This is a genomic window from Qipengyuania sp. R86523 (assembly GCF_044596365.1).
GTDB classification, from domain to species: domain Bacteria; phylum Pseudomonadota; class Alphaproteobacteria; order Sphingomonadales; family Sphingomonadaceae; genus Qipengyuania; species Qipengyuania citrea.
On the sequence record NZ_CP138997.1, the window covers coordinates 557575 to 582491 of the forward strand.

Below are 24917 nucleotides of genomic sequence, written 5' to 3' on the forward strand. Positions count from 1 at the left end.
CAGGGTTTTTACGTGACCGACGAAAACAACAACGAACCGCAGAAAAAGGCGGTCGACGACGAAGTGCTACGCGAAATGGAAGGCGTGCCCGAACATCTGCGTGACGATGCGGATGAAGCGGGCGACGAGACGCCGGTCGAGGATGCGCTCGCCAAGCTCAAGGGCGACCTCGAAACCGCGATGCAGGACGTGCTCTATGCCCGCGCGGAAACGCAGAACGTGCGCCGCCGCATGGAAAAGGACGTCCAGGACGCGCGCAATTACGCGGCGACCAATTTCGCCCGCGACGTGCTGAGCGTGGCAGACAATTTGGCCAGAGCGCTCGACCATGTGCCCGATGAATTGCGCGATCACGAGAAGGCCAAGAATTTCATCTCGGGTATCGAGGCGACCCAGCGCGAACTCGAGAAAGTGTTCGCCAGCAATGGCATCACCCGCATCGCGGCCAAGGGCATGCCGCTCGATCCCAACCAGCACCAGGCGATGATGGAAGTGCCGAGCGACGAAGTCGAACCAGGCACCATCGTGCAGGAAATGCAGGCCGGCTACATGATCAAGGACCGCTTGCTCCGCCCGGCCATGGTCGGCGTGGCGAAGAAACCGGACTGATTGCCGGACAAGGGGAAGTGACGATGAGGACTGCGATCTACGGTGGGGCGGTCCTCGTCGCCGCTTCGCTGGCAGCGCCGGTGGCAGCGCAGGATACGCCTGCCACGCGTCTTTCGACACTGGCGGATGCCTTCTACGACTACCGGCTCGAACAATTCGGCCAGATCGAGACTGCCAATGGCAGCACCCGGCGCGGCCCCGCGCTGTGGTCGGTCGCACCCGAAGCGCAGCGGGCACGGGCGGCGCAATATGCCGATTACCTCGCCCGGCTCGATGCCATCGACCTGTCCGCCCTCGACGCGACGGAGCGCACCAATGCGCTGGTGCTGCGGACCCTGCTCGAAGCCGAGATCGGTGATGCGCGGTTTGCCGAATGGGAAATGCCCTTCGACAGCGACAGCAATTTCTGGTCCTATCTCGCACCGCGTTCAGGTTTTACCACAGTCGCGGAATATGAGGATTACATCGGCCGGATGCGCGACATCCCGCGCTATTTCGCCGAACACACCGCCAATGCCCGCGCCGGGCTGGCGCGCGGATTCTCGGTACCGCGGGTCACGCTCGAGGGACGCGACGTCTCGATCGCATCCTATGTCGTGGACGATCCCGAGCAAAGCGCGTTCTGGACCCCCTTCGCCGCTATGCCGCGCAGCATCTCGCCGGCCGATCAAGCGCGCTTGCGCACCGCCGGCCGCGCCGCGATCGAAGAAAGCGTGACGCCCGCCTATGCCGACTGGCTCGCCTTCTTTCGCGAAGAATACCTGCCGCAGACCCGCACCTCTCTGGGCGCGAGCGAGTTTCCCGACGGGGCGGCCTATTACGCTCAGCAGATCCGCCAATACACCACGCTCGACCTGTCCGCCGAGCAGATCCACCGCATCGGGCTCGACGAAGTCGCGCGGATCACCGCCGAAATGGAAAAGGTGAAGGCCGAAGCTGGCTTCGCAGGGACGCTGACCGAATTCGTCACCTTCCTGCGCACCGATCCGCAATTCGTAGCGCGCAGCGGCGACGAGTTGATGGGCGTCTCATCCTATGTCGCCAAGCGCGTCGACGGGAAACTGGCCGATTACTTCGGTTTCCTGCCCCGCCACCGCTTCACGATCCGCCCCGTCGATCCCGCAATCGCCCCCTTCTATACCGCGGGACGCGGCGGGCTCGACGCGTGCCAGATGAATACCTACGACCTGCCGTCGCGCCCGCTCTACAACATCCCCGCGCTGACGCTGCACGAATGCGCGCCCGGGCACAGTTTCCAGGGCGCGGTCGCGCTCGAACAGGAAGAAGCCCCGCGGTTCCGCCGCCAGACCTATTTCTCCGGTTTCGGCGAGGGCTGGGGGCTCTATGTCGAATATCTCGGCGAGGAGATGGGCATCTACCGCACGCCCTACGAGAAGTTCGGGCGGCTTTCCTATGAGATGTGGCGCGCGGCGCGGTTGGTCATCGATACCGGAATCCACCACTACGGGTGGAGCCGCGAACAGGCGGTCGATTACCTGTCGAGCCATACTGCCCTGTCCGAGCGCGAAGTCGGGACCGAGATAGATCGCTATATCAGCTGGCCCGGCCAGGCGCTGGCTTACAAGCAGGGCGAAATGACCATTCGCAGGGTTCGCGCCAAGGCCGAGGAGGAGCTGGGCGAACGCTTCGATATCCGCAAGTTCCACGATGTGGTGCTGGCGCTGGGATCGGTGCCGCTGCCCGCGCTCGAAGCGCGCATCGATGCCTTTATCGCCGATGGCGGGCAGGGACTGCCCGGTGTGACTTACGACTGAGGAACGGCGAGGCCGCTCGTCCGTATGTGATCCGACAGGGACGCAAACGGAGAGATACCATGAACACCAAGCTGTTACTCGCACCCGCGCTACTCGCCTCGAGCCTCGGTCTGGGCGCCTGCGCGCAGAATTACGCGGTCGAGGGCGCAGCTGCCGGTGCGGCCGCCGGTGCCGGGCTGAGCGCATTGCTGGGCGAAGACCTCGAAACCTACGCGCTAGCCGGTGCCGCGATCGGCGGGGTGATAGGCTATGTCAGCGACAAGGACGACGATTGCGACGGCTATTACGGCGATGGCCGCTATGTCGACGACGACTGCCGCGATGACGATCGCTACGCCCGCTACTGGCGCTGATCGCCTGGCCGGATGAACATCCGATCAAACTAAAAGGGCCGTCCCGCATGGGGCGGCCTTTTTCGCATCGGCTGCCCAAAGAGCCTAGCGCTCAGCCCCCGGGAAGCGGACCAGCAGGTCGTATGCTGCGGGATCGGCGATGCCCGCGACCTTGACGCCATTGCGCAGCCAGAAGGCGTGCTTCACGATCTCGGCCTGCTGTTCGATCCCGTAGCGATCGAGCGGCCATCCGGGTTTGAGCGCATAGTCATAGCGCGCCCACGGCATGCGGCGCGTGACCAAATACCAGTCGCCCATGGTCTGGACCTGCCAGACATGCACCAGTTCATGGATCAACAGCCCCTGGCGCAGCACGTTCGCAGTCGAGAAATCGTCGCAATAGGCATCGCCCCGCGGGTGGAAATGGACGTGACCGCGCGGCGCCATCGTGATCCGGCGGGGCTGGAACGGAAACCATTTCCGCCGCCGGATCGTCACCTTGCCGTAATCGATCGCGTCGCCGAACACGCTCCGCGCGAGCTTTACCTCGCCCCGCGTCAGGCGGCGTTCGCCCCCCGCCGGGCAGGAATGCGCGACAGGCTGGTCGTGGGTTTCCATTCCCAGCGTGTCGTGCAGATCGTTCAGCGTTCGTCACCCGCGGCGCGAATTTCCACCGGGAAGGTCTTCTGCTTGCCGCCGACCACGGTCAGCGTCATTTCGGTGGTGCCGCCGGCTTCGAGTGCGGGATCGACATCGAACACCATCACGTGGAAGCCGCCGGGGGCGAAGCTCTCGCTCTCGCCCGCATTGACCAGCACCTGACCGACGCTGTCCATCATCATTTGGCCGTTCATTTCCATCGATCCGTGCAGTTCGGCGCTGCCGGCGCCTTCAACATCGGCGCGGCGGATCGCGTAATTGCGATCGCCGGTGTTCTCGACGTCGAAATAGATCGCGCCCGGGCGGTCCGAAACCGCCGGCAACATCAGCCGCGCATTGCTGACTTCGAGCATGACTTCATCGGCGACGGGGGCGGCGGCCTCGTCGCCGGTATCCGAACAACCTGCCAGCGCAACCGTCGCAAAACCCAGCGCCAGCGGCGCGAAATGCGTGAATTTCATGGATTTGATCCCCTCTTCGTCCTGCGCAAAAACTAGCGCGGCACGTCCCTTGTGCCAAGAAAAACCGCACCTATATCGCTCGTGTAACACACCACCGGATAGAGCCGCCAACCGGTTCCGCCAGGATCGGGGAACCCAGCGTGCGGTGTCCAACGACTTGAAACAGATGGGGAAACCATGAGCAAAGTTATCGGTATCGACCTTGGCACCACCAACAGCTGTGTCGCCGTGATGGACGGCGGCAAGCCCAAGGTCGTGGAAAATTCGGAAGGCGCGCGCACCACGCCTTCGATCGTTGCCTTCACCAAGGACAACGAGCGCCTGATCGGTCAGCCGGCCAAGCGCCAGGCAGTGACCAATCCGGACAACACGCTGTTCGCGATCAAGCGCCTGATCGGCCGCCGGTTCGACGACCCGCTGACCAAGAAGGACATGGAGCTCGTTCCCTATGACATCGTCAAGGGCAAGAACGGCGATGCCTGGGTCGAAGCCGGCGGCGAAGACTATTCGCCCAGCCAGGTATCGGCCTTCATCCTGCAGAAGATGAAGGAAACCGCCGAGAGCTATCTTGGCGAAACCGTCACGCAGGCAGTGATCACCGTTCCCGCATACTTCAACGATGCGCAGCGCCAGGCGACCAAGGACGCCGGCCAGATCGCCGGTCTCGAAGTGCTGCGCATCATTAACGAGCCGACCGCCGCGGCGCTTGCGTATGGCATGGACAAGGAAGACGGCAAGACGATCGCCGTCTACGACCTTGGCGGCGGCACCTTCGACGTCTCCGTGCTCGAAATCGGTGACGGCGTGTTCGAAGTGAAGTCGACCAATGGCGACACTTTTCTGGGCGGCGAAGACTTCGACAGCGCCATCGTCGAATATCTCGCAGACGAGTTCAAGAAGAAGGAGAACATGGATCTCCGGACCGACAAGCTCGCGCTGCAGCGCCTCAAGGAAGCCGCCGAAAAGGCCAAGATCGAACTGTCGAGCTCGGCTTCGACCGAAGTCAACCTGCCCTTCATCACTGCCCGCATGGAAGGCGGCAGCTCGACCCCGCTGCATCTGGTCGAAACGATCAGCCGTTCGAAGCTCGAACAGCTCGTCGGCGACCTGATCAAGCGCACGCTCGAGCCGTGCAAGAAGGCGCTGGCCGACGCCGGCGTGTCGAAGAACGAGATCGACGAAGTTATCCTGGTCGGCGGCATGACCCGCATGCCCAAGGTGCGCGAAGTGGTCGAGGAATTCTTCGGTTCCAAGCCGCACACCGGCGTGAACCCCGATGAAGTCGTCGCCATGGGCGCAGCGATCCAGGCCGGCGTCCTCCAGGGCGATGTCAAGGACGTGCTGCTGCTCGATGTGACTCCGCTGTCGCTGGGGATCGAGACGCTGGGCGGCATCATGACCAAGATGATCGACCGCAACACGACGATCCCGACCAAAAAGACGCAGACCTACTCGACCGCCGAGGACAACCAGAACGCGGTGACGATCCGTGTTTTCCAGGGCGAGCGCGAAATGGCGCAGGACAACAAGATGCTCGGCCAGTTCGACCTGGTCGGCATTCCCGCTGCCCCGCGCGGCGTGCCGCAGATCGAGGTCACTTTCGACATCGACGCCAATGGCATCGTCAACGTGTCTGCGAAGGACAAGGGCACCGGCAAGGAGCAGCAGATCCGCATCCAGGCTTCGGGCGGTCTGTCCGATGACGACATCGAGAAGATGGTCCAGGATGCAGAGAAGTTCGCCGACGAGGACAAGAAGCGCCGCGAAGGCGCCGAGGCCCGCAACCAGGCCGACAGCCTCGTCCATGCGACCGAGAAGCAGCTCGAAGAGCATGGCGACAAGATCGACGCTTCGCTGAAGAGCGAAGTCGAGGAAAAGGTCGCCGCGCTCAAGACCGCGCTCGAGGGCGATGACCCCACCGACATCAACGCCAAGGCCGAAGACCTGTCGCAGAGCGCGATGAAGATGGGCCAGTCGATCTACGAGCAGGAACAGGCGAATGCCGCGTCCGCAGCTCCGGAAGGCGAAGCCGCGAGCGACGGCGGCGCGGAGGAAGAGGTGGTCGACGCCGAATTCTCCGAAGTCGACGAAGACGCAAAGAACTGATCGAACGATGAGAAACCAGTCGCCACCGGTGCCCCAGCGCACCGGTGGCGATTAGTTATTGGGAAGCCATGTCGACAACCGAAACCGACCTGTACGAATTGCTCGGCGTCAGCCGCGATGCCGATGGGGCGACGATCAAGTCCGCCTATCGCAAGCTGGCAATGAAACACCACCCCGACCGCAATCCCGGTTGCACCGAGAGCGAGGGCAAGTTCAAGGCGGTCAGCGCTGCCTATGAAGTGCTCAAGGACCCGCAGAAACGGGCGGCCTACGACCGTTTCGGTCATGCCGCGTTCCAGCAGGGCGGTCCGGGCGGCGGCGGTCATCCGGGCGCCGATTTCGGCGATATCGGCGATATCTTCGAAACCATCTTCGGCAGCGCATTCGGCGGGGGTGGCCGCACGAGGGCGCGCCGCGGCGCCGACCTGCGCTACGATCTGCAGATCGATCTCGAGGATGCCTTCAGCGGCAAGTCGACCGAGATCGAGATCGAGGTCTCGGAAAACTGCGAGACCTGCCATGGATCGGGCGCGACGCCGGGCACCCGCGCGCGCACCTGCAACCTGTGCCACGGCCAGGGACAGGTCCGTGCCAAGCAGGGTTTCTTCGTCGTTGAACGCCCGTGTCCCAACTGCCACGGCAGCGGCGAAGTCATTTCCTCGCCCTGCCGCGACTGCCGCGGCGAAGGCCGCGTCGACAAGGCGCAGGCGCTGGAGGTGGAAATCCCGCCGGGCGTCGATACCGGTACGCGTATCCGCCTTTCGGGCAAGGGCGAGGCCGGACCGCGCGGCGCGCCTCCGGGCGATCTCTACATTTTCCTGCATGTGAAACCGCACGCGATCTTCGAACGCGAAGGCACCACTCTGGCCACGCGCGTACCGATCAGCTTCACCAAGGCTGCCCTGGGCGGATCGATCACCATTCCCAATATCGACGGCGAGGAAGTCACGCTCGAAATCCCGGCGGGCATCCAGTCGGGCAAGCAGCTCCGCCAGCGCGGTGCGGGCATGCCCGTGCTGCAGGGCCGCGGACGCGGCGATCTGGTGATCGAGATCGCGGTCGAGACACCTACGCGGATCAGCAAGGAACAGCGCGCGCTGCTCGAACAGTTCCGCGAGCTCGAAACAGGTGACGAATGTCCCGAGAGCCGCGGCTTCTTCGACAAGCTCAAGGGCGCGCTGGGGGGGTGATTGCCAAGCAAGGCAGGGCCCGCGATAAGCGCGCCATGCTGCCTGCGCTGACGATCATCGACGATTTCCTGTCCGATCCCTGGGCCGCGCGCCGCGCGGCGTTGGCGCTCGATTATGCGCCGCCGGGGACGGGCGGGAATTACCCCGGGCGCGATACCACCGGGGCCTTGCCGGTGGACGCGATCGACGCGTCGGTTTCGCGGCAACTCGGCGTGGAACTGGTCGGTGCGCCGGGCACCGAACATGGCCATTGCCGCATGACGCTGAAAGCCGACAGGGGGCGCAGCGGCGTCCATGTCGATCCGGCGTTCTACTCTGGCATTCTCTATCTCTCGCGGCCGGAAGACTGTCTCAAGCCCGGCGCGGGCGGCACCGATTTCTTCCGCCACAAGCGCACCGGCCTCGAACGCGTCCCCGCCAATGGCGCCGAACTCGCCGCGACCGGCTATGATACGGTGGACGATCTCGTCGCCGACGTGGTCAACAAGGACACCACCCATCCCGCTAAGTGGGAACGCGTGATGCGCGTGCCCATGCGCTTCAATCGGCTCGTCCTTTTTTCGCCGTGGCAGTTCCACACCGCCGCGCCGGGTTTCGGCACCGATCCCGAAAGCGCGCAACTCGTCATGCTGCTCTTCTTCGCGCGTGCGGGACGCTAGGGCATCCGGGCGACGATTTCGGCGCGAATCTCGTCGATCAGCCGCAGCGCACAGCGCCCCGTGCGTTGCTCCTCGTCCAGGATCGCGTGAAACGCCTCACGCTTGAAATGCGCGCACGTCTCGGGCGCAAACGGTTTGTCCAGCGTCGAACAGACAAGATCGATCATCCGTTCGCACCCGTGCAGCCGGCCCCACAGGTAATCGTTCTCGCGATAGGCGCGGCTGAAGAACGCACCGAAATTGTAGAACTCGATCCCGCGTAGCGTCGCGGCGGTGCCGCCCTCGCGAATGCTGCGGGCATCGTCGGGGCTGATCCGGTCGACCTTGACCGGGTCGAACTCGGTCAAACCTTCGTTTCGCAACAGGGGCAGGGTAGCGACGTCGTAATAGGGAAAACCGAGATAGGTCAGCAACATCCGGCGGCGCAGGTTCTTGGGCATGACCTCAAGCGCTTCGGCCAGCATTTCCTCGGCGCGGTCATCGAGCTCGGGCAGCAGGCGCTGGGCTTCGATCAGGTCGAGCAGCGTGCCCGGATCCTGCAGGACGCGCTCTGCCAGATCGCCGAAGCGGCTTCCCAGCGCGGCCGTGCCTTCCTTTTCGAAATAGAGCGACAGGATGCGGTACACCGCGTCGCGGGCCTGCTCCAGCGCGTCGTCGGGGATTTCGGGATCGGCCTCCCAGTCGCGAGCCAGACGGCGCGCCAGCAATCGCAGCCGGCGGATGCGGAAGCCGATATCGTGTTCGCGGAAGAAGGCGATCGCTTCGGCCGACGCCCCGCCCGAAGGCGATGCCAGCGTTTCCAGCCCGCGGCGGATCAGTTCTTCACGCAGCACCGCTTCGATCGGCGCGGGATCATCGATTGCCAGCTTGGGTGCCGCATCCAGGACCAGCCGCGCGAGCCGTCCGACGATACCGGTGAACTTCGCTTGCGCATAGGCGTGAAAGGCATAACCCGCGCGTTCGGCGGCGGATTGCTGCGCCTTCTGGCGCCAGCTCTTGAGCCGGGCCGGGGTGGGCCGGTCGAAGAACAGCGTGCGCCCGAACAGCTTTTCCACTGCGCCATCGACCTCGGGGCGCAGCGCGGCGACGATGCGGCCCAGCCGTTCGGCCTCGCGGCTCTGTTCCTCGAGCTGTTCGAGATTGTCGCGGATCGGCTGTTCGCGCGGCAACGTCGATAGCGAACCGAAGATCGCCGAGAAGAAGCCGACCGGTTCGCTCTTGCCGTCGGCTCGTTCTCCGAACCGGTCGGGCCGCGGGTCGACATAGACGAAGCGCCGATCCACCTCGCGCTGCGCGGGGCGCCCCTGCAAGGCCGAGATCGCGCCTGCAAAGGGCTTGTTGACCAGCACCGACCCATCGATAAGCGACACGTTATCAAGCGTTTCCCGCGCAACATGGACAGGCATGACGCGCTTGAGGAAAGCCTCCCTTTCGGGCCAGTTCCGTTCGGTCAGGTCGGACAGCCGGTCGATTTCCTCGACCCGCAGCGGAGGGAACGCGCCCGGGAAACTGGCGGTCGCGCGGGCCGCGAAGACGAGTTCGAGCGGGTTGGCGAGATCGGTTCCGCCGGCAAGCGGCGCGCGCGCGCGAAATGCGATCGGCATGCGGTGTTCGGTATCCTCAACCACCGGCGGGCTGTGGAGCCGCAGCAATTCCTGGTACCCGTGGAAATCGGTGGCGGTGACATACAGGTCGAGCGGATGGCCCGGCGGCAGCAGCGGTTCGTCGATCGGGCCCTCGGCCATGGCCGAAAACGCGCGTTCGAGCAGGCGCGAGAAACCGAGGCCGGAAAAGGGTGGTTCGAACCAGCGCCCCCGGATGAGGTGCGATACCTTGCGCTCCACCTCGGCCCGGGTTTCGGGCGCGACTGCATCGGTGATGTCGCTGCCCGGACGGCTCAACAGCCAGTTGGCGAAGGGCTGCGCCCACATCTTCGAAAAGCGCCATTTCAGGCGCGCGGCGGGATCGACCAGTTCGTCGACATCGGCCACCTCGAGCCACAGGTCGGTCAGCGGTTCGAGCGACTGGCCCGAATGGACCGCCTGCGCGAGGAACACCGCGTTGATCCCGCCCGCGCTGGCCCCGCTCATGATATCGGGCAGGATGCGCAGCCGCAGGCCGTGTTCGTCCTCGATCCGTTCGATCAGCTGGCGGTAGACCGCCTCAACCCCTTGCAACGGACCGCTTGCGGCGTGGAACGCGCGACTGGCGCGGGCCAGCTGCCACAGCTCGCGCGTGACCCCATGCATGTAGATCGCCAGGCTGACGCCGCCATAGCAGACCAGCGCTATCCGCAATTCCTTTTGCCGCATCGCCCGGTCATGGCGGGATAAATCGGTAAAGGCAATTGCGTTCGTGAAATGTTCCGTTTAGCGATCGGGCATGGCCAAACCGAAGAAACGCTATGTCTGCCAGGCGTGTGGCGGCGTGTCGCATCGCTGGCAGGGGCAGTGCCCCGACTGCGCCGAATGGAACACGCTGGCGGAAGATGCGCCGGCGACCGTGTTCTCGATGAAACACGATCTGTCGAGCGGGGGGCGCGCGGTCGAATTCGTCGAACTCGACAAGCCCGGCGCCTTGCCGCAGCGCCAGCCCACCGGCCTGGCCGAATTCGATCGTGCGCTGGGCGGCGGGCTGGTACCCGGTTCGGCGATCCTGCTGGGCGGGGACCCGGGTATCGGCAAGTCGACATTGCTGCTGCAGGCCGCGGCCAGGATCGCGCGCGAAGGGCGCGGCGTGGTCTATGTTAGCGGCGAGGAGGCCAGCGGGCAGGTGCGCATGCGCGCCGCGCGGCTCGGATTGTCCGATGCGCCGGTCAAACTCGCTGCGGCCACCGGCGTGCGCGATATCCTTACCTCGCTCGGATCGATGGATGCGCCGGGGCTGCTGGTGATCGATTCGATCCAGACCATGCATTCGGACACGATCGAAGGCGCGCCCGGGACGGTCAGCCAGGTGCGCGGCTGCGCCTTCGAGTTGATCCGCTACGCCAAGGAAAACGGCGTTGCGCTGGTACTGGTGGGGCACGTCACCAAGGATGGCAGCATCGCCGGGCCGCGCGTGCTCGAACACATGGTCGATGTGGTGATGAGCTTCGAGGGCGAGCGCAGCCACCAATACCGCATCCTCCGCGCGCTCAAGAACCGGTTCGGCGCGGTCGACGAGATCGGCGTGTTCGCGATGGCGGGGGAGGGGCTGGAAGAAGTCGACAACCCCTCGATGCTGTTCCTTTCGGGCCGGGACGAGCCGATGGCGGGCAGCGCGGTGTTCCCCGCGATCGAGGGAACCCGGCCGGTGCTGGTCGAGATCCAGGCTTTGATCGTCCGCCTGCAGTCGGGCGCGACGCCGCGCCGCGCAGTCGTGGGGTGGGACAATGGCCGGCTGGCGATGCTGCTGGCCGTGCTCGAATCGCGCTGCGGCCTCAACTTTTCCGCGGCCGAGGTCTATCTCAACGTGGCCGGTGGCTACCGGTTGTCGGACCCGGCTGCCGACCTTGCGGTGGCCGCGGCGCTGGTCAGCGCGATGGCGGACAAGCCGCTCCCGCCACGCAGCGTATGGCTCGGTGAAGTCTCGCTCGCCGGAGAGATCCGCCCGGTGGCGCATGGCGGGCTGCGGCTGCGCGAAGCCGCCAAGCTCGGTTTCGATCGCGGTTTCGGCCCGGTTGACGTCAAGGGCGCGGGCAGCGCGCTGACCTATGACGGCTTGGGACAATTGGCCAATCTCGTTGACCGCATAATCGGGAATTCATAAGTCCGGCCGCATGGGCAGGTCATGACTGGTTTCGATTACATCGTTTTGCTGATCGTGGGCATTGCCGCGGCGGGCGGTTTCATGCGGGGATTCCTGCAGGAAGTCCTGTCGCTGGCGGCGTGGGTCCTCGCCGCATTCGCGATCCGCGCGCTGCATACGCCGCTGACGCTGGCGCTGCAGGACCACATCGGCACCGACATCACCACCGCGCTGCTGGCGTTCACACTGCTGCTGCTGATCCCCTATGCCGCGATGAAGGTGATCGCCAACAATGTCGGCGCGGTGTCGCGCTCGTCTATGCTCGGGCCGGTGGACCGAGTGCTCGGCTTCGGTTTCGGCGCGCTCAAGGGCATGCTGATCGTCGTCATCGCGTTTTCGCTGCTGGTGGTCGGCTACGACACGGTGTGGAGCTACAAGGGCCGCCCGAACTGGATCACCACCGCGCGCAGCTATGAACTGGTCGACGCCAGTTCGCGCTCGCTGGTCGAAGTGCTGGCCGAACGGCGCGCCCGGCTGCGCGAACAGGCCGCCGACGGCGCCTGATGGCGGCCCCGCGCGCGCCGGCGCTGTATTCTCCCGCACTGCTCGCCATGGCGGTCGAACTGGCGGACTATCCCTTCGATGCGCAGGCGATCGCGGTGGGCGAGGCGCGGTCGCGCAGTTGCGGCAGCGTGATTTCGCTGTCGTCGGTCCATACCGGCCGGCTCGAGCGGATCGGTCTGAAGGTGAGCGCCTGCGCGGTCGGGCAGGCCTCGGCGGCCATTTTCGCGCGCGAAGCGGGCGGCATGGACGCGGCCGCGGTGTCACGCACGCTGGGTGCCCTCGGCGAATGGCTCGAGGGCGATGCCGCCGCGCCCGCGCTCGAACGGATCGACATGCTCGAACCCGCGCGCGCCTACCGCGCCCGCCACGGGGCCATTCTCCTGCCGTGGAAGGCCGCGCTCGACGCGCTTTCCAAGGGTGGGGGTGCAGGCTAGACCGATCGAACGAAAACCACACTCGCGATGCAGGGGGAGCGCGACATGGCCATAAGTGCCGTCACACCGCAAAGGGAACCGACCGAGAAGGAAATACGCCTCGTCATTGCGGCAAGCAGCGCGGGGACGATCTTCGAATGGTACGATTTCTTCATCTACGGCACGCTCGCCGGGCTGATCGGCGCGGCCTTCTTCCCGAGCGATAACGAGACGCTCGAGATCCTGCTGGTGTGGGCCGGTTTCGCAGTCGGCTTCGGCTTCCGTCCGCTGGGCGCGATCCTGTTCGGCTTCCTCGGCGACCGGTTGGGGCGCAAATACACCTTCCTCGTGACGGTCACGCTGATGGGGATTGCCACCGCCGGCGTGGGCCTCATCCCCAGCGCGGCCAGCATCGGCATCGCCGCGCCGTTGATCGTGATCTGCCTGCGCATCCTCCAGGGTCTCGCGCTCGGCGGCGAATATGGCGGCGCGGCGATCTATGTCGCCGAACACGCGCCGCCCGAGAAACGCGGCTTCTACACCAGCTTCATCCAGGCCAGCGTGGTCGGCGGCTTCGTGCTGTCGATCCTGGTGGTAATCGCCTGCCGCGCGTTCATCCCCGCACAGGACTTCGCCGAATGGGGCTGGCGGATCCCGTTCCTGCTGTCGATCGTGCTGCTGTTCATCTCGCTGTGGATGCGGCTCAAGCTGTCGGAAAGCCCCGTCTTCCAGGCAATGAAGGCCGCAGGCGAAACCAGCGCCAATCCGTTCAAGGAAAGCCTGACCTATCCCGGCAACCCCAAGCGCATTTTCGTGGCGCTGTTCGGCATCACCGGGGTGCTCACCACGATCTGGTACACCGCTTTCTTCTCCGGCCTGTCCTTCCTGCGCGGCCCGATGCGGGTCGACGAGAACGTGGTCGAATGGATGCTGCTGATCGCGGGTACGCTGTCGATGGGCTTCTATATCATCGTCGGCAAATGGTCCGACCGCGTCGGGCGCAAGAAACCGATCATCATCGGCGCGCTGGCCTCGCTGGCGCTGCTCTTCCCCGTGTTCTGGGGGATCGGCGCGCTCGCCAACCCGGGCCTGCAGGACAGCGCGCGCGCGGCCCCCGTCACGGTTAGCGGCCCGGCCTGCGAATACGATCCCTTCGCCGAAGTGCAGGCCAGCCCCTGCGGCCGCGCGCTGCAGGACCTGACCGCGCTGGGCGTGCCCTATACGGTGACCGAGGAGCCGCAGCCGGAACTGGCCATCGGCACACAGAGCTATAGCTACGAAGGGCTGCCTTCCGACACCCGCCGCGCGATCGTCCAGAGCTGGCTCGAGAGCAATGGCTATTCGTTCGAACGGCAGGTCCCGCCACTGGCGAGCATTATCGGCATCATTGCGCTGCTGCTGGTGCTGGGCATGCTGTCGGCGCTGACCTACGGTTCGGTTGCGGCGCTCCTGTCCGAGATGTTCCCCGCGCGCATCCGCTACAGCTCGATGTCGATCCCCTACCATATCGGCGCGGGCTACCTGGGCGGTTTCCTGCCGCTGATCGCGGGCTATATCGTGGCCATGACGGGCAATGCCTATGCCGGGCTGTGGTACACGATCGTGGTGGTCGGTTTCGGCGTGATCGTTGCCTGGTGGGGATTGCCCGGTGGTCCGCCGCGCGATTTCGAAGACAGCGTGCAGGACCCGCCGGTCTCGCCCGTGCTGCCATGAGCCTGCCATGACCCGCCCTCCGCCGCCGAGCCTGCGGCTGCATATCGACAGCGACGCGCTGGCGCAGAACTGGCGCACGCTCGACGCCATGTCGGGCGCGGCGCGGGCGGGCGCGGCGGTCAAGGCGGATTGCTACGGCCTCGGGGTCGATCGCTGCCTGCCCGTGCTGTACGAAGCGGGCTGCCGCGATTTCTTCGTCGCGCACTGGAGCGAGGTGCCCGGCGTCATCGCGCATGTCCCGGCACAGCGCCTGTCGGTCCTGCATGGGCCGCTTGGTGCCGACGATGTCCGGTTCGCGCGCGAGACCGGCGTTCGCCCGGTGATCGACAGCCTGCGGCAGGCGCGGCTGTGGTCCGAAGCCGGGGGCGGCGCCTGCGACCTGATGGTCGATACCGGGATCAACCGGCTGGGCGTTGCGCCCGCGGAACTGGCCGATCCGTCGATCCAGGCGCTGGAGGTGCGCGTGCTGATGAGTCACCTCGCCTGCGCCGACGAGGACGCGGCGATGAACGCGCGCCAGCTCGCCGTTTTCCGCGACTGCATCCCCGCCGTGGCTCACGACGAGACCAGCCTGGCCAATAGCGCGGGCGTGGCGCTGGGCAGCGACTACGCCTTCGATCTCACGCGCCCTGGGCTCTCGCTTTACGGCGGCATCCCGCGGCCCGAACTGGAGGACCGGATCGCGCAGGTCGCTTATCCGCAGGCGGCGCTGATCCAGGTGCGCGATATCGCGGCGGGCGCCAGCGTGGGTTACAACGCCACCTTCACTGCGGGCGAGGCCATGCGCATCGGCGTCGTCTCGCTCGGCTATGCCGACGGGATTTTGCGCAGCTGGGGCGGGGCGCATTTCACCCATGGCGAACGCCGCCTGCCGATCCTCGGCAAGGTATCGATGGACATGATCGTGCTCGACCTGTCGGCGGCCCCCGAGCTGGCCGAGGGGGACTGGCTCGACCTGCCCTACCGGCTTCCTGATGCTGCGCAGCAAACCACTCTATCGCAATATGAATTGCTGACCGTACTGGGCAATCGCTTCGGTTGACCTTTACGTCATGTTGCACTGCACTTTTCGCGCGTGCTAATCCTCTCGCATTGCACAAATGGGGAGCATGAGAGAATGGCCAAGCGGAGCGCCGAGGGCGAACCCATCATCATCAAGAAATACGCCAACCGGCGCCTCTACAACACCGACACCAGCAGTTACATCACGCTCGACGATCTCGCCAAGATGGTCCGCGAGAACGTCGATTTCCACGTGCTGGATGCGAAGTCGGGCGACGATATCACGCACACCATCCTGACGCAGATCATCGTCGAGGAAGAAAGCCATGGTTCGCACATGCTCCCGGTCAGCTTCCTGCGCGATCTGATCCGCATGTATGGCAATTCGATGCAGGCCATGATGCCGAGTTATCTCGAAGCCAGCATGACCAATCTGCAGAAGAACCGCGAACAGATCCAGGAAGCCTTCGCCAAGGGACTCGAGACCAATCCGTTGGCGCAGATGGCCGAAGCCAATTTCAAGATGATGCAGAACGCCGCCGAAGCGTTCATTCCCGGCTCGCGCAAGGCGTCCGCGCCAAGGCAGGCACCCGCGAGCGAGCAGGCGGACGAGCTGGCCGAAATGCGCGCGCAAATGGCCGCGATGCAGGAGAAGCTCGACAAAATGGGCAAATAGCACGGGGCTTGCCCCGCCTGCGGCCATTTTCTGCGCCGCGCGCTTGTCGAAGGGCGCATCTTCCCATTATGGGCGCGCCAGATGAATGACGGTTCTTCGTCTGCCCGCACCCGACCGTGGGGCCGGAACGAGGCGCCATTAGCCAAGGCCCCCACGATCATGCCCAATATCCGCCATGCCCTGAACACCCGGCGCGAAGACGATTTCGCGGCCTGGTACCAGGATGTCATCAGTTCCGCCGAAATGGCCGAGGAATCGGGCGTGCGCGGCTGCATGGTGATCCGCCCGTGGGGCTTCGGCATCTGGGAGCGGATGCAGCGCCTGCTCGACGACCGGATCAAGGCGACGGGCCATGAAAACGCCTATTTCCCGATCTTCATCCCGTTGTCGAACTTCGAGCGCGAGGCTGAGCATGTCGAAGGCTTCGCCAAGGAAATGGCAGTGGTCACGCACCACCGGCTGATCGCGGGCAAGGATGGCGGGCTGATTCCAGACCCCGAAGCCAAGCTGGAAGAACCGCTGGTCGTGCGCCCGACCTCGGAAACGATCATCGGCGATGCCATGGCGCGCTGGATCCAGAGCTGGCGCGACTTGCCGCTCAAGCTCAACCAGTGGGCCAATGTCGTGCGCTGGGAAATGCGCACGCGCATGTTCCTGCGGACCAGCGAATTCCTGTGGCAGGAAGGCCATACCGCGCATGCCGACGAAGCCGAGGCGAAAGAGCACACGCTGACCATGCTCGAGGTTTACCGCGCTTTTGCCGACGAGGACCTCGCGCTGGCGGTGGTGCCCGGTGAAAAGCCCGAGAACGAGCGTTTCCCGGGCGCGGTCGAGACCTGGTCGATCGAGGCGATGATGCAGGACGGCAAGGCGCTGCAGGCGGGCACCAGCCATTATCTCGGCACCAATTTCGCGCAGGCCTCGGGGATCAAGTACCAGAACCGCGAGGGCGGCGAGAGCCTGGCGCATACCACCAGCTGGGGCGTTTCGACGCGGATGGTCGGCGGCGTCATCATGACGCATGGCGACGACGACGGCCTGCGCCTGCCGCCCAAGATCGCGCCGCAGCAGGTCGTCATCCTGCCTATGCTACGCGACAAGCCCGAAGACCAAGCGCTGATCGATTATTGCGAGGGCCTGCGCGCCACGCTGGCCGGCCAGAGCGTGCTTGGCGAACCGCTGCGCGTGCTGCTCGACACGCGTCCGGGCAAGGCGGCGCAGAAGCGCTGGGACTATGTCCGCAAGGGCGCGCCGGTGATCGTCGAGGTGGGCGGGCGCGACATGGACAATGGCGTCGTCAGCTTGCTGCGCCGCGACCGCTTGTGGGATGCCGAAACCGGCAAGCCCGCCTTCGAGAACCCGACGCGTGAAGCCGCAGGGGAGGCCATTCCCGCGATCCTCGCCGACATGCAGGCAGCGCTGCTAGCCCAGGCTGCCGAGCGCCGCGATGCGAACATCACTCGCGGGGTCACCGATTTCGCCGAGGTGGAAAAGCACTTCTCCGGCTCGCGCTATCCTGGTTGGGTCGAAGTGCAATGGTCGAAGCCGACCGGCGCGGAGCTGGAAAAGGTCGTCGAGCGGCTGAAGGACCACAAGCTCACCATCCGCAACGTGCCAATGGACGCTGCACCGGTCGACGGCGCATGCATCTTCACCGGTGAACCCGCGGTCGAGCGCGTGCTGCTGGCCAAAGCGTACTAAGGCACTCTGGTTCGTCATCCCCGCGCAGGCGGGGATCCAGACAAGTGACCAGTCCGGGCAACTCGCTTGCATATGGTCATTGCCGATGCAGGGGGCAGGACACGGTGGGTACGTGACACCGGGCCTTGCCATCCCCATATGGCGCGCATGACAAAACAGAACACGAACCGGCGGCGTCAGGGGATGCCGTCGAAAGAACAGATACTCGAATTCATCCAGACCTCCGACACGCCCGCGGGCAAGCGCGAAATCGCCAAGGCCTTCGGTCTTAAGGGTCAGGAAAAGATCACGCTGAAGAAGCGTCTCAAGGACATGGCCGAGGAAGGCCTCATCGACGGCAAGCGCACGGCCTATCACCGCATGGGCGGCGTGCCCAAGGTGACCGTGCTCAAGATCGTCGCGATCGAGGATGGCGAGCCGATCGCCGAACCCGAGAACTGGGCGCCCGACAGCAAGGAGAAACCGCCGCGGCTGCTGGTGAAGGAAAGCAAGAAGCTTTCCGCGGTCAAGCGCGGCGACCGGATCCTTGCGCGCAACGAGGAAACCGCGCGCGGCTGGGTCGCGCATCCGATGAAGAAGCTTCCCGCGCGGACCGAAGGGCTGATGGGCGTCGTCGAATTCGATGGCGCGGGCAAGCCCTGGCTCGCCCCGGTCGACAAGCGCGTCCGCGACAGCGCGCCGATCGGCGACCTGGGCGAAGCGCAGGAAGGCGAGCTGGTGCTGGCCGAACGCATGGGCAAATCCGCTCGCGCGAAGGTCAAGGTGGTCGAGGTGGTCGGCGATCCGCTGGCGCCCAAGGCTTTCAGCCTGATCGCCATCGCCAAGCACGGCATCCCGCATGTCTTCCCGAGCGAAACCATCGCCGAGGCGGAACGCGCGGTCGACCTGCCGCTATCGAGCGATCACCGCGAGGATCTGCGCGACGTTCCCATCGTCGCGATCGATCCCGCCGATGCGCGCGACCATGACGATGCGATCTGGGCCGAGCCCGACGGGAAAGGCGGTTACCGCGCGATCATCGCGATCGCCGATGTCAGCTATTACGTCCGCCCCGGCGGCGAGTTGGACCGTGAGGCGCGCAAGCGCGGCAATTCGGTCTATTTCCCCGACCGCGTCGTGCCGATGCTGCCCGAAGTGCTCAGCGCCGATGTCTGCAGCCTCAAGCAGGATGTCGACCGCGCCGCGATGGCCTGCCACATAAGCATCGACAAGCACGGCAAGGTCAGCGACTGGCGCTTCACCCGCGCGATCGTCCGGCTGGCGAAGAACATCGCTTACGAGGACGCGCAGGCCGCAATCGACGCGGGCGACGCGCCAGAATACCTGCAGAACCTGTGGGGTGCGTGGAAGCTGCTGTTCAAGGCGCGGCAGGCACGCGATCCGCTCGATCTCGAACTGCCCGAGCGGCAGGTCCGCCTCAATGAGGAGGGGGTGATCGAGGAAATCGCGATTCGCGAACGGCTCGACGCGCACCGCGTGGTCGAGGATTTCATGATCGCCGCCAATGTCGCGGCGGCCAAGGCGCTCGAGGCCAAGGCCGCGCCGGTGGTCTACCGCGTGCACGAACAGCCAAGCCGCGAGAAGCTGCTCGCCTTCCGCGAATATCTCGCCACGCAGGGCAAGAAGTTCGCGCTGGGGCAGGTGATCACGCCGGGCCTGTTCAACCGCATGCTCAAGGACATTTCCGAGCCGGCCGAAAAGGCGCTGATCATGGAAGCGGTGCTGCGCAGCCAGACGCAGGCCTTCTACGGGCCGCAGAATGCGGGCCACTTCGGCCTGTCGCTCGGCAGCTATGCGCATTTCACCTCGCCGATCCGGCGGTATGCCGACCTGCTGGTGCACCGCGCGCTGGTCGATGCCTACAAGCTCGAGCAGCCCAAACCCAAGGTCGACCTGCCCGAAGGCTCGGGCCTGTCCGATCGCGACAAGACCGCGCTGCACCAGATCACCGATGCGATCAGCCAGACCGAACGCCGCGCGATGGAGGCCGAACGCGACACGATCGACCGCTATGTCGCGGCCTGGCTCTCGGGCCGCGTGGGCGAGACCTTCGACACGCGCATCACCGGGGTGCAGGGCTTCGGCTTCTTCGCCACGATCGAGCAGCTCGGCGGCGACGGGCTGGTCCCGGTCAGTACGCTGGGGCGCGAATATTTCAGCTATGACGAAGGCGCGCGCAAGCTCGTCGGCGAACGCAGCGGCACCGAATATGCCGTGGGCGACCGGCTCAAGCTCAAGCTTGCCGAAGCCAATGCGCTGACCGGCGCGCTCAAGTTCGAAGTGCCCGACAGCGACGGGACGGGGGTCGAACCACGCGGCAACCGCGCCCCGGAAAAGAAGCGGACCCACCAGAACAAGCGCCCCAAGAAGGCGCAGGGTGCCCCGCGCCAGTCGCATCCCGCGGGCAAGCGCGGACGCCCGGGCAACATCCGCCACCAGGGGCGCAAGAAGAAGTGACGGAACGGGCCGGGGGGCGGCTCATTGGGTTGGTAAAGGAGCCTTCATGACCCAGCTTATCCCCGGCCAGACCGTCCCCGATCTCGACCTGCCGCTCACCATCGATGCGCGTTTCGAACTGTCGAAGCAGCAGCCCGAAGCGTTCACTATGCTGGTGTTCTATCGCGGCAAGCATTGTCCAATCTGCAAGAAGTACCTTACCGAGCTGAGCGGCAAGCTCGACCAGTTCACCGACAAGGGCATCAACGTCTTCGCGGTGTCGATGGACAGCCCCGAGCGCGCCGCGGTCAGCCATGAGGAATGGGACACGGGCGACGTCCCGCTGGCGCATTCGCTGAGCGAGGACAAGGCGCGCGAATGGGGCCTCTACATCAGTGAAAAGCGTGACGGCAGCGAAGAACCCGACATCTTCTCCGAGCCGGGGCTGTTCCTGGTGAAGCCCGATGGCACGCTGCATTTCGCCGTGGTCCAGAACGCGCCGTTCACGCGGCCCGATCTCGATGACCTGCTGAGCGGCATCAGCTTCACGCTGGACAAGGATGATCCGACGCGCGGCACGCTGACCTGAGCGTCAGGCGAGCGCGTCGATCTCGTCGCGGCTGAGCCCGCCGGGGACGAGATAGAGCGGGCAGGGCAATTGCCCTGCATGCGCCGCGAAATGCGTCACCAGCGGGCCCGACCCGCCTTCCGCGCTGGTCGCCAGCACCAGCGCGGCAATGCTGGCATGTTCGTCGATATATTTGCGCACGACATCCGCCGCCGGGCCGGGGCGCACCGCAATGGTGGGCATCTTGCCCATTTCGCCGAAGATGTTGCCGGCAGCCGAATTGGCCATCACCTCGGCGCGTTCGCGCGCTTCCTGTTCGATCGTGGCCTGCACTCCGCCGAAAGCGTTGAAGGTTTGCTGCGGAACAAGCGCGAGGATATGCACCGACCCGCCGGTCTTCTGGGCGCGCAGCGAGGCGAACCGCAGCGCCTGCCTGGCTTCTTCGGTCTCGTCCATCACGACAAGGTATGTGCGCATAGCGGCTCCCCCGGATCCCTCGCAGCGCGTTACCCGGTAATTCGTATTCTGTGCAAGGACCTTGCGGCGCAGGGGCATCTTCGGCAGAGGTCGCGGCACAACTCTCTCCCCAGCGAGGACGTAACGTTAGACCATGCCCACGCCGATCAAGATGCCCGCCCTGTCGCCCACCATGGAGGAGGGCACGCTCGCCAAATGGCTGGTGAAGCCGGGCGACAAGGTGGAAGCCGGCGACATCATGGCCGAAATCGAAACCGACAAGGCGACGATGGAATTCGAGGCGGTCGATGAAGGCACCATCGCCAGCATCGCGGTCGATGAAGGCAGCGAGGGCGTAAAGGTCGGCACCGTGATCGCGATGCTCGCCGAAGAGGGTGAGGATCTCGATGAAGCGGCCGCTGCCGCGCCGGCTGATACGACAAGCGAAGCGGAAAGCGAGCCGGAAGCTGCCCCCGCTAAGTCCGAAGAAAAGGACGTCGTCCCAGCGCAAGCTGGGACCGCCAACAGCTCCGCGCAGCCGAAAGCGACCCCAGCTTCCGCTGGGGTGACGGACAAGGATCGCATCATCGCCTCACCGCTCGCGCGCCGGATCGCCGAGCAGAAGGGCGTTGATCTTGCGGAGGTGACCGGCTCCGGCCCGCGCGGCCGGATCGTCAAGGCCGATGTTGAAGGGCTCGAAGCCGGGGCGGCCCCCGCGAAGGCCGAGTCTGCAGCACCTGCGCCGAGCGCGCCGACCAAGCCCGCCACGCTCGGCGGCGATCTCGATGCGCCCTACGAAGCAACCAAACTCAACAATGTCCGCAAGGTCATCGCGCGCCGCCTGACCGAAGCCAAGCAGACGATCCCGCATATCTACCTCACCGTCGATGTGCGGCTCGATGCGCTGCTCGACCTGCGCAAGCAGCTCAATGCCAGCCTCGAAGCCGATGGCGTCAAGCTCTCGGTCAACGATCTGCTGATCAAGGCGCTCGCCCGCGCGCTCCAGCGCGTTCCCGCTTGCAATGTCAGCTTCCAGGGCGACGAGCTGTACCAGTATTCCCGAGAGGATATCTCGGTCGCGGTCGCCGCGCCCTCGGGTCTGATCACCCCGATCATCCGCGATGCGGGCAGGAAGGGCCTCGCGCAGATCAGCACCGAGATGAAGGAACTGGCGACCAAGGCGAAGGACAGCAAGCTGCAGCCGCAGGAATACCAGGGCGGCACTGCCAGCCTGTCCAACCTCGGCATGTTCGGAACCAAGCAGTTCGACGCGGTGATCAACCCGCCGCAGGCGATGATCCTCGCGGTCGGCGCAGGCGAGCAGCGCCCGCATGTGATCGACGGCGCATTGGGCGTCGCCACGGTGATGAGCGCCACCGGCAGCTTCGACCACCGCGCCATCGACGGCGCCGACGGTGCGCAGCTGATGGAAGCCTTCAAGCAGCTGTGCGAGAACCCGATGGGGCTGGTGGTTTGAGCAACACTAGGCAGCTCCTCTCCTTCTTTTTCATAGCGATCGGTGTTTCAGCAGCGCTTGCTTACATCGGCGGTTTTTGGTCGGTCATGGATGGTTCAGTAGGGGCGAATTTCGCTTGGGAATATCTCGCTTTTGGACCGATCTATCTGGCTCCCTTTTATGCAATTTTTCTTGTTCTCGGTGGTCTGTTAGTCGGTTTGCCTGCCTTGGGCGTATTACGGAGCACGGGACGCTCTACTAACCCTCGCTGGCTCATTCCCGTCGGTCTGATTTCCGGGGGCGTGACAGGCCTCATTTTTTTTGGGCTATGGCTGGGTCCAGAAACTGGGGGCACCGGAGGACTCTTTGGCGCCCTCGGAGGCGTCATGTCAGCTGCCGCGTGGTATCTAAGCGTCGAAAGGTATCTCGAAGATGCCTGACCGCTCCCCCATGATCCGCGTCACCGCAATGCCCACCGACCTCAACCCCTATGGCGGGGTGTTCGGCGGCTGGCTGATGGCACAGATGGCGCTCGGCGCGGGATCGCTTGCGAGCCGCGAAGGGCAGGGCAAGGCGGTGGTCGTCTCGGCAAGTGATTTCGCCTTCCCCGGCGTGATGCAGGTCGGCGACGAGTTGTCGGTCTATTGCGCCATCGCCACCACCGGCACCACCTCGCTCACCATCACCGCCGAGGCGATCGGCCGCGAACGCAATGGCGAGGCCGAGACCAAGGTCGCGCAAGGCACGTTCAAATTCGTCCTGCTCGACGACAACGACCGCCCACGCGCGGTGGCGGAGCGGTGGGCTTGAGCGCTGTCCTACAGCCCGCTCACCATGCGATATGCACCCGCATGACCCGCACGCATTCTCCGCCCCGGACCGCCGCAATTCACGGCCTTGCGCGCCACAGATTTTCTTCGCTTGGACCGTGTAACACCCGGTCCATGTCTGCGACCAAACAAGAGACTACAGAGACGAATCATGGCTGACACCAAATACGACGTCATCGTGCTCGGCAGCGGCCCCGGCGGCTATGTCGCGGCGATCCGCTGCGCGCAGCTGGGGCTGAAGACCGCCATCGTCGAGCGCGAACTGCTCGGCGGGATCTGTCTCAACTGGGGCTGCATCCCGACCAAGGCGTTGCTGCGTTCGGCCGAGATCCTGCATTATGCGCGGCATGCCAAGGACTACGGGCTCAAGATCGCCGGCGAGATCGAGGCCGACCTCGAGGCAGTGGTGAAGCGCAGCCGCGGGGTCGCCAAGCAGCTCAATCAGGGCGTCACGCACCTGATGAAGAAGAACAAGATCGCGGTTCATATGGGCGAGGGCACGCTGACCGGCCCCACCAGCCTCACCGTGAAAGGCGAGAAGGGCGAGGAGAAGCTCACCGCCAAGCATGTGATCGTCGCCACCGGCGCGCGGGCGCGCGACCTGCCCTTCGCCCCGGCGGATGGCGAGCGCGTGTGGACCTATCGCCACGCGATGACCCCCAAGGAAATGCCGAAGAAGCTGCTGGTGATCGGCAGCGGCGCGATCGGTATCGAGTTCGCCAGCTTCTACAACGACATGGGCGTCGATGTGACCGTGGTCGAAATGCTCGATCGCGTGGTGCCGGTGGAAGACGAGGACGTCTCCGCCTTTCTCGAAAAGAGCCTGACCAAGCAGGGCATGACGATCATGACCGGCGCGGGGGTGGAAGACCTCAAGGTCACCGACAAGGGTGTGAAGGCCAAGATCCAGGACAGCAAGGGCAAGGTGAACGAGACCGAGTTCAGCCATTGCATCACCGCGATTGGCATCGTGCCCAACACCGAGAATGTCGGCCTCGACAAGCTGGTCGAAATGGACCGCGGCTTCATCCAGATCGACGATTACGGGCGCACCAAGTCGAAAGGCCTGTGGGCAATCGGCGATTGCACGCCGGGCCCGTGGCTGGCGCACAAGGCGAGCCATGAGGGCGTCACTACGGCCGAGGCGATTGCGAAGGAACTGGGCAACAAGGAGGTCCACCCGCACCCGCTCGACCGCGCCAACATCCCGGGCTGCACCTATTGCCACCCGCAGATCGCCAGCGTCGGCCTGACCGAAGCCAAGGCGAAGGAAGCGGGCCACGACGTCAAGGCGGGCACCTTCCCCTTCATTGGCAACGGCAAGGCCATCGCGCTGGGCGAGGCGGAAGGCTTCGTGAAGACCGTGTTCGACGCCAAGACCAGCGAACTGCTCGGCGCGCATATGATCGGCGCGGAGGTGACCGAGATGATCCAGGGCTTCGTCGTCGGCAAGACGCTCGAGACCACCGAGGCCGAGCTGATGCAGACGGTGTTCCCGCATCCCACGATCAGCGAATCGATGCATGAGAGCGTGCTTGCGAGCTATGGCCGCGCGCTCCATATCTGAGGCCTGACACGCGC

Annotated in this window: 22 protein-coding genes; 18 read left to right on the top strand and 4 right to left on the bottom strand. The window is 65.0% G+C overall.

Features of this window, described 5'->3' with window-relative positions:
* Positions 1 to 12 precede the first annotated feature (12 nt).
* From grpE to SJY12_RS02745, 3 genes are read left to right on the top strand one after another with little or no spacing between them, the layout of a single operon-like run.
* Positions 13 to 609: a nucleotide exchange factor GrpE gene (gene grpE / locus SJY12_RS02735; RefSeq protein ID WP_063505601.1), complete on the top strand. Its 597-nt coding sequence runs from the start codon at positions 13 to 15 to the stop codon at positions 607 to 609.
* Between the two features lie 23 nt (positions 610 to 632).
* The gene (locus SJY12_RS02740; protein ID WP_397505912.1) at positions 633 to 2384 is read left to right on the top strand and encodes a DUF885 domain-containing protein; all 1752 of its coding nucleotides are present in this window, start codon (positions 633 to 635) and stop codon (positions 2382 to 2384) included.
* Positions 2385 to 2443: 59 nt separating this feature from the next.
* The gene (locus tag SJY12_RS02745; RefSeq protein ID WP_050600536.1) at positions 2444 to 2737 is read left to right on the top strand and encodes a YMGG-like glycine zipper-containing protein; all 294 of its coding nucleotides are present in this window, start codon (positions 2444 to 2446) and stop codon (positions 2735 to 2737) included.
* 84 nt (positions 2738 to 2821) lie between these two features.
* Here the strand turns inward: SJY12_RS02745 and SJY12_RS02750 are convergent, their stop codons facing one another.
* Together SJY12_RS02750 and SJY12_RS02755 are read right to left on the bottom strand one after the other, a co-directional pair.
* Positions 2822 to 3334, bottom strand: a complete 513-nt coding sequence (locus tag SJY12_RS02750) for a vgr related protein (protein WP_348345580.1) — start codon at positions 3332 to 3334, stop codon at positions 2822 to 2824.
* Positions 3335 to 3357: 23 nt separating this feature from the next.
* Positions 3358 to 3837 (bottom strand): copper chaperone PCu(A)C, encoded by a 480-nt coding sequence (locus SJY12_RS02755; protein WP_397505913.1) that lies wholly within the window; start codon positions 3835 to 3837, stop codon positions 3358 to 3360.
* 177 nt (positions 3838 to 4014) lie between these two features.
* Between SJY12_RS02755 and dnaK the strand changes: the two genes are divergently transcribed.
* The 3 genes from dnaK (at position 4015) to SJY12_RS02770 (ending at position 7792) form a co-directional block, all read left to right on the top strand.
* The gene (gene dnaK, locus SJY12_RS02760) at positions 4015 to 5943 is read left to right on the top strand and encodes a molecular chaperone DnaK (protein WP_063505605.1); all 1929 of its coding nucleotides are present in this window, start codon (positions 4015 to 4017) and stop codon (positions 5941 to 5943) included.
* Between the two features lie 68 nt (positions 5944 to 6011).
* On the top strand, positions 6012 to 7133 hold the full coding sequence (dnaJ, locus tag SJY12_RS02765) for a molecular chaperone DnaJ (RefSeq protein ID WP_050600532.1): 1122 nt from the start codon (positions 6012 to 6014) through the stop codon (positions 7131 to 7133).
* A gap of 35 nt (positions 7134 to 7168) precedes the next feature.
* Positions 7169 to 7792: a DUF6445 family protein gene (locus SJY12_RS02770; protein WP_397505914.1), complete on the top strand. Its 624-nt coding sequence runs from the start codon at positions 7169 to 7171 to the stop codon at positions 7790 to 7792.
* On the opposite strand, the gene SJY12_RS02775 is transcribed toward SJY12_RS02770, so the two are convergent.
* Positions 7789 to 10104, bottom strand: a complete 2316-nt coding sequence (locus SJY12_RS02775) for a patatin-like protein (RefSeq protein ID WP_230832908.1) — start codon at positions 10102 to 10104, stop codon at positions 7789 to 7791. The genes SJY12_RS02770 and SJY12_RS02775 overlap by 4 nt on opposite strands.
* A 70-nt stretch (positions 10105 to 10174) precedes the next feature.
* Between SJY12_RS02775 and radA the strand changes: the two genes are divergently transcribed.
* From radA to SJY12_RS02820, 9 genes are all read left to right on the top strand, one after another.
* A complete protein-coding gene (gene radA, locus SJY12_RS02780; RefSeq protein WP_063506698.1) occupies positions 10175 to 11542 on the top strand; it encodes a DNA repair protein RadA in 1368 nt (455 codons plus the stop codon).
* 21 nt (positions 11543 to 11563) lie between these two features.
* Positions 11564 to 12085: a CvpA family protein gene (locus SJY12_RS02785; RefSeq protein ID WP_050600528.1), complete on the top strand. Its 522-nt coding sequence runs from the start codon at positions 11564 to 11566 to the stop codon at positions 12083 to 12085.
* Positions 12085 to 12519, top strand: a complete 435-nt coding sequence (locus tag SJY12_RS02790) for an iron-sulfur cluster assembly scaffold protein (protein WP_397505915.1) — start codon at positions 12085 to 12087, stop codon at positions 12517 to 12519. Before SJY12_RS02785 ends, SJY12_RS02790 begins: the two co-directional genes overlap by 1 nt.
* A 45-nt stretch (positions 12520 to 12564) precedes the next feature.
* Positions 12565 to 14211 (top strand): MFS transporter, encoded by a 1647-nt coding sequence (locus SJY12_RS02795; protein WP_397505916.1) that lies wholly within the window; start codon positions 12565 to 12567, stop codon positions 14209 to 14211.
* Between the two features lie 7 nt (positions 14212 to 14218).
* The gene (locus SJY12_RS02800) at positions 14219 to 15253 is read left to right on the top strand and encodes an alanine racemase (protein ID WP_397505917.1); all 1035 of its coding nucleotides are present in this window, start codon (positions 14219 to 14221) and stop codon (positions 15251 to 15253) included.
* Between the two features lie 75 nt (positions 15254 to 15328).
* A complete protein-coding gene (phaR, locus tag SJY12_RS02805) occupies positions 15329 to 15889 on the top strand; it encodes a polyhydroxyalkanoate synthesis repressor PhaR (RefSeq protein ID WP_050600525.1) in 561 nt (186 codons plus the stop codon).
* Positions 15890 to 16048: 159 nt separating this feature from the next.
* Entirely contained in the window at positions 16049 to 17590 is a 1542-nt protein-coding gene (gene proS, locus SJY12_RS02810) for a proline--tRNA ligase (protein ID WP_397505918.1), read from the top strand.
* A 138-nt stretch (positions 17591 to 17728) separates the two neighbouring features.
* Complete coding sequence (gene rnr / locus SJY12_RS02815; protein ID WP_397505919.1) at positions 17729 to 20047, top strand: ribonuclease R; 2319 nt, start codon at positions 17729 to 17731, stop codon at positions 20045 to 20047.
* A gap of 46 nt (positions 20048 to 20093) precedes the next feature.
* The gene (locus SJY12_RS02820) at positions 20094 to 20615 is read left to right on the top strand and encodes a peroxiredoxin-like family protein (protein WP_397505920.1); all 522 of its coding nucleotides are present in this window, start codon (positions 20094 to 20096) and stop codon (positions 20613 to 20615) included.
* A gap of 3 nt (positions 20616 to 20618) precedes the next feature.
* Here the strand turns inward: SJY12_RS02820 and SJY12_RS02825 are convergent, their stop codons facing one another.
* Positions 20619 to 21071, bottom strand: a complete 453-nt coding sequence (locus SJY12_RS02825) for a universal stress protein (RefSeq protein ID WP_050600521.1) — start codon at positions 21069 to 21071, stop codon at positions 20619 to 20621.
* A gap of 133 nt (positions 21072 to 21204) precedes the next feature.
* Between SJY12_RS02825 and SJY12_RS02830 the strand changes: the two genes are divergently transcribed.
* From SJY12_RS02830 to lpdA, 3 genes are all read left to right on the top strand, one after another.
* Positions 21205 to 22527: a pyruvate dehydrogenase complex dihydrolipoamide acetyltransferase gene (locus SJY12_RS02830; protein ID WP_397505921.1), complete on the top strand. Its 1323-nt coding sequence runs from the start codon at positions 21205 to 21207 to the stop codon at positions 22525 to 22527.
* 411 nt (positions 22528 to 22938) lie between these two features.
* Positions 22939 to 23316 carry an acyl-CoA thioesterase gene (locus tag SJY12_RS02835; RefSeq protein WP_397505922.1) on the top strand — a complete coding sequence of 126 codons (378 nt, stop codon included), beginning with the start codon at positions 22939 to 22941 and terminating at the stop codon, positions 23314 to 23316.
* Between the two features lie 171 nt (positions 23317 to 23487).
* Positions 23488 to 24903 (top strand): dihydrolipoyl dehydrogenase, encoded by a 1416-nt coding sequence (gene lpdA / locus SJY12_RS02840; protein ID WP_397505923.1) that lies wholly within the window; start codon positions 23488 to 23490, stop codon positions 24901 to 24903.
* Positions 24904 to 24917 lie beyond the last annotated feature (14 nt).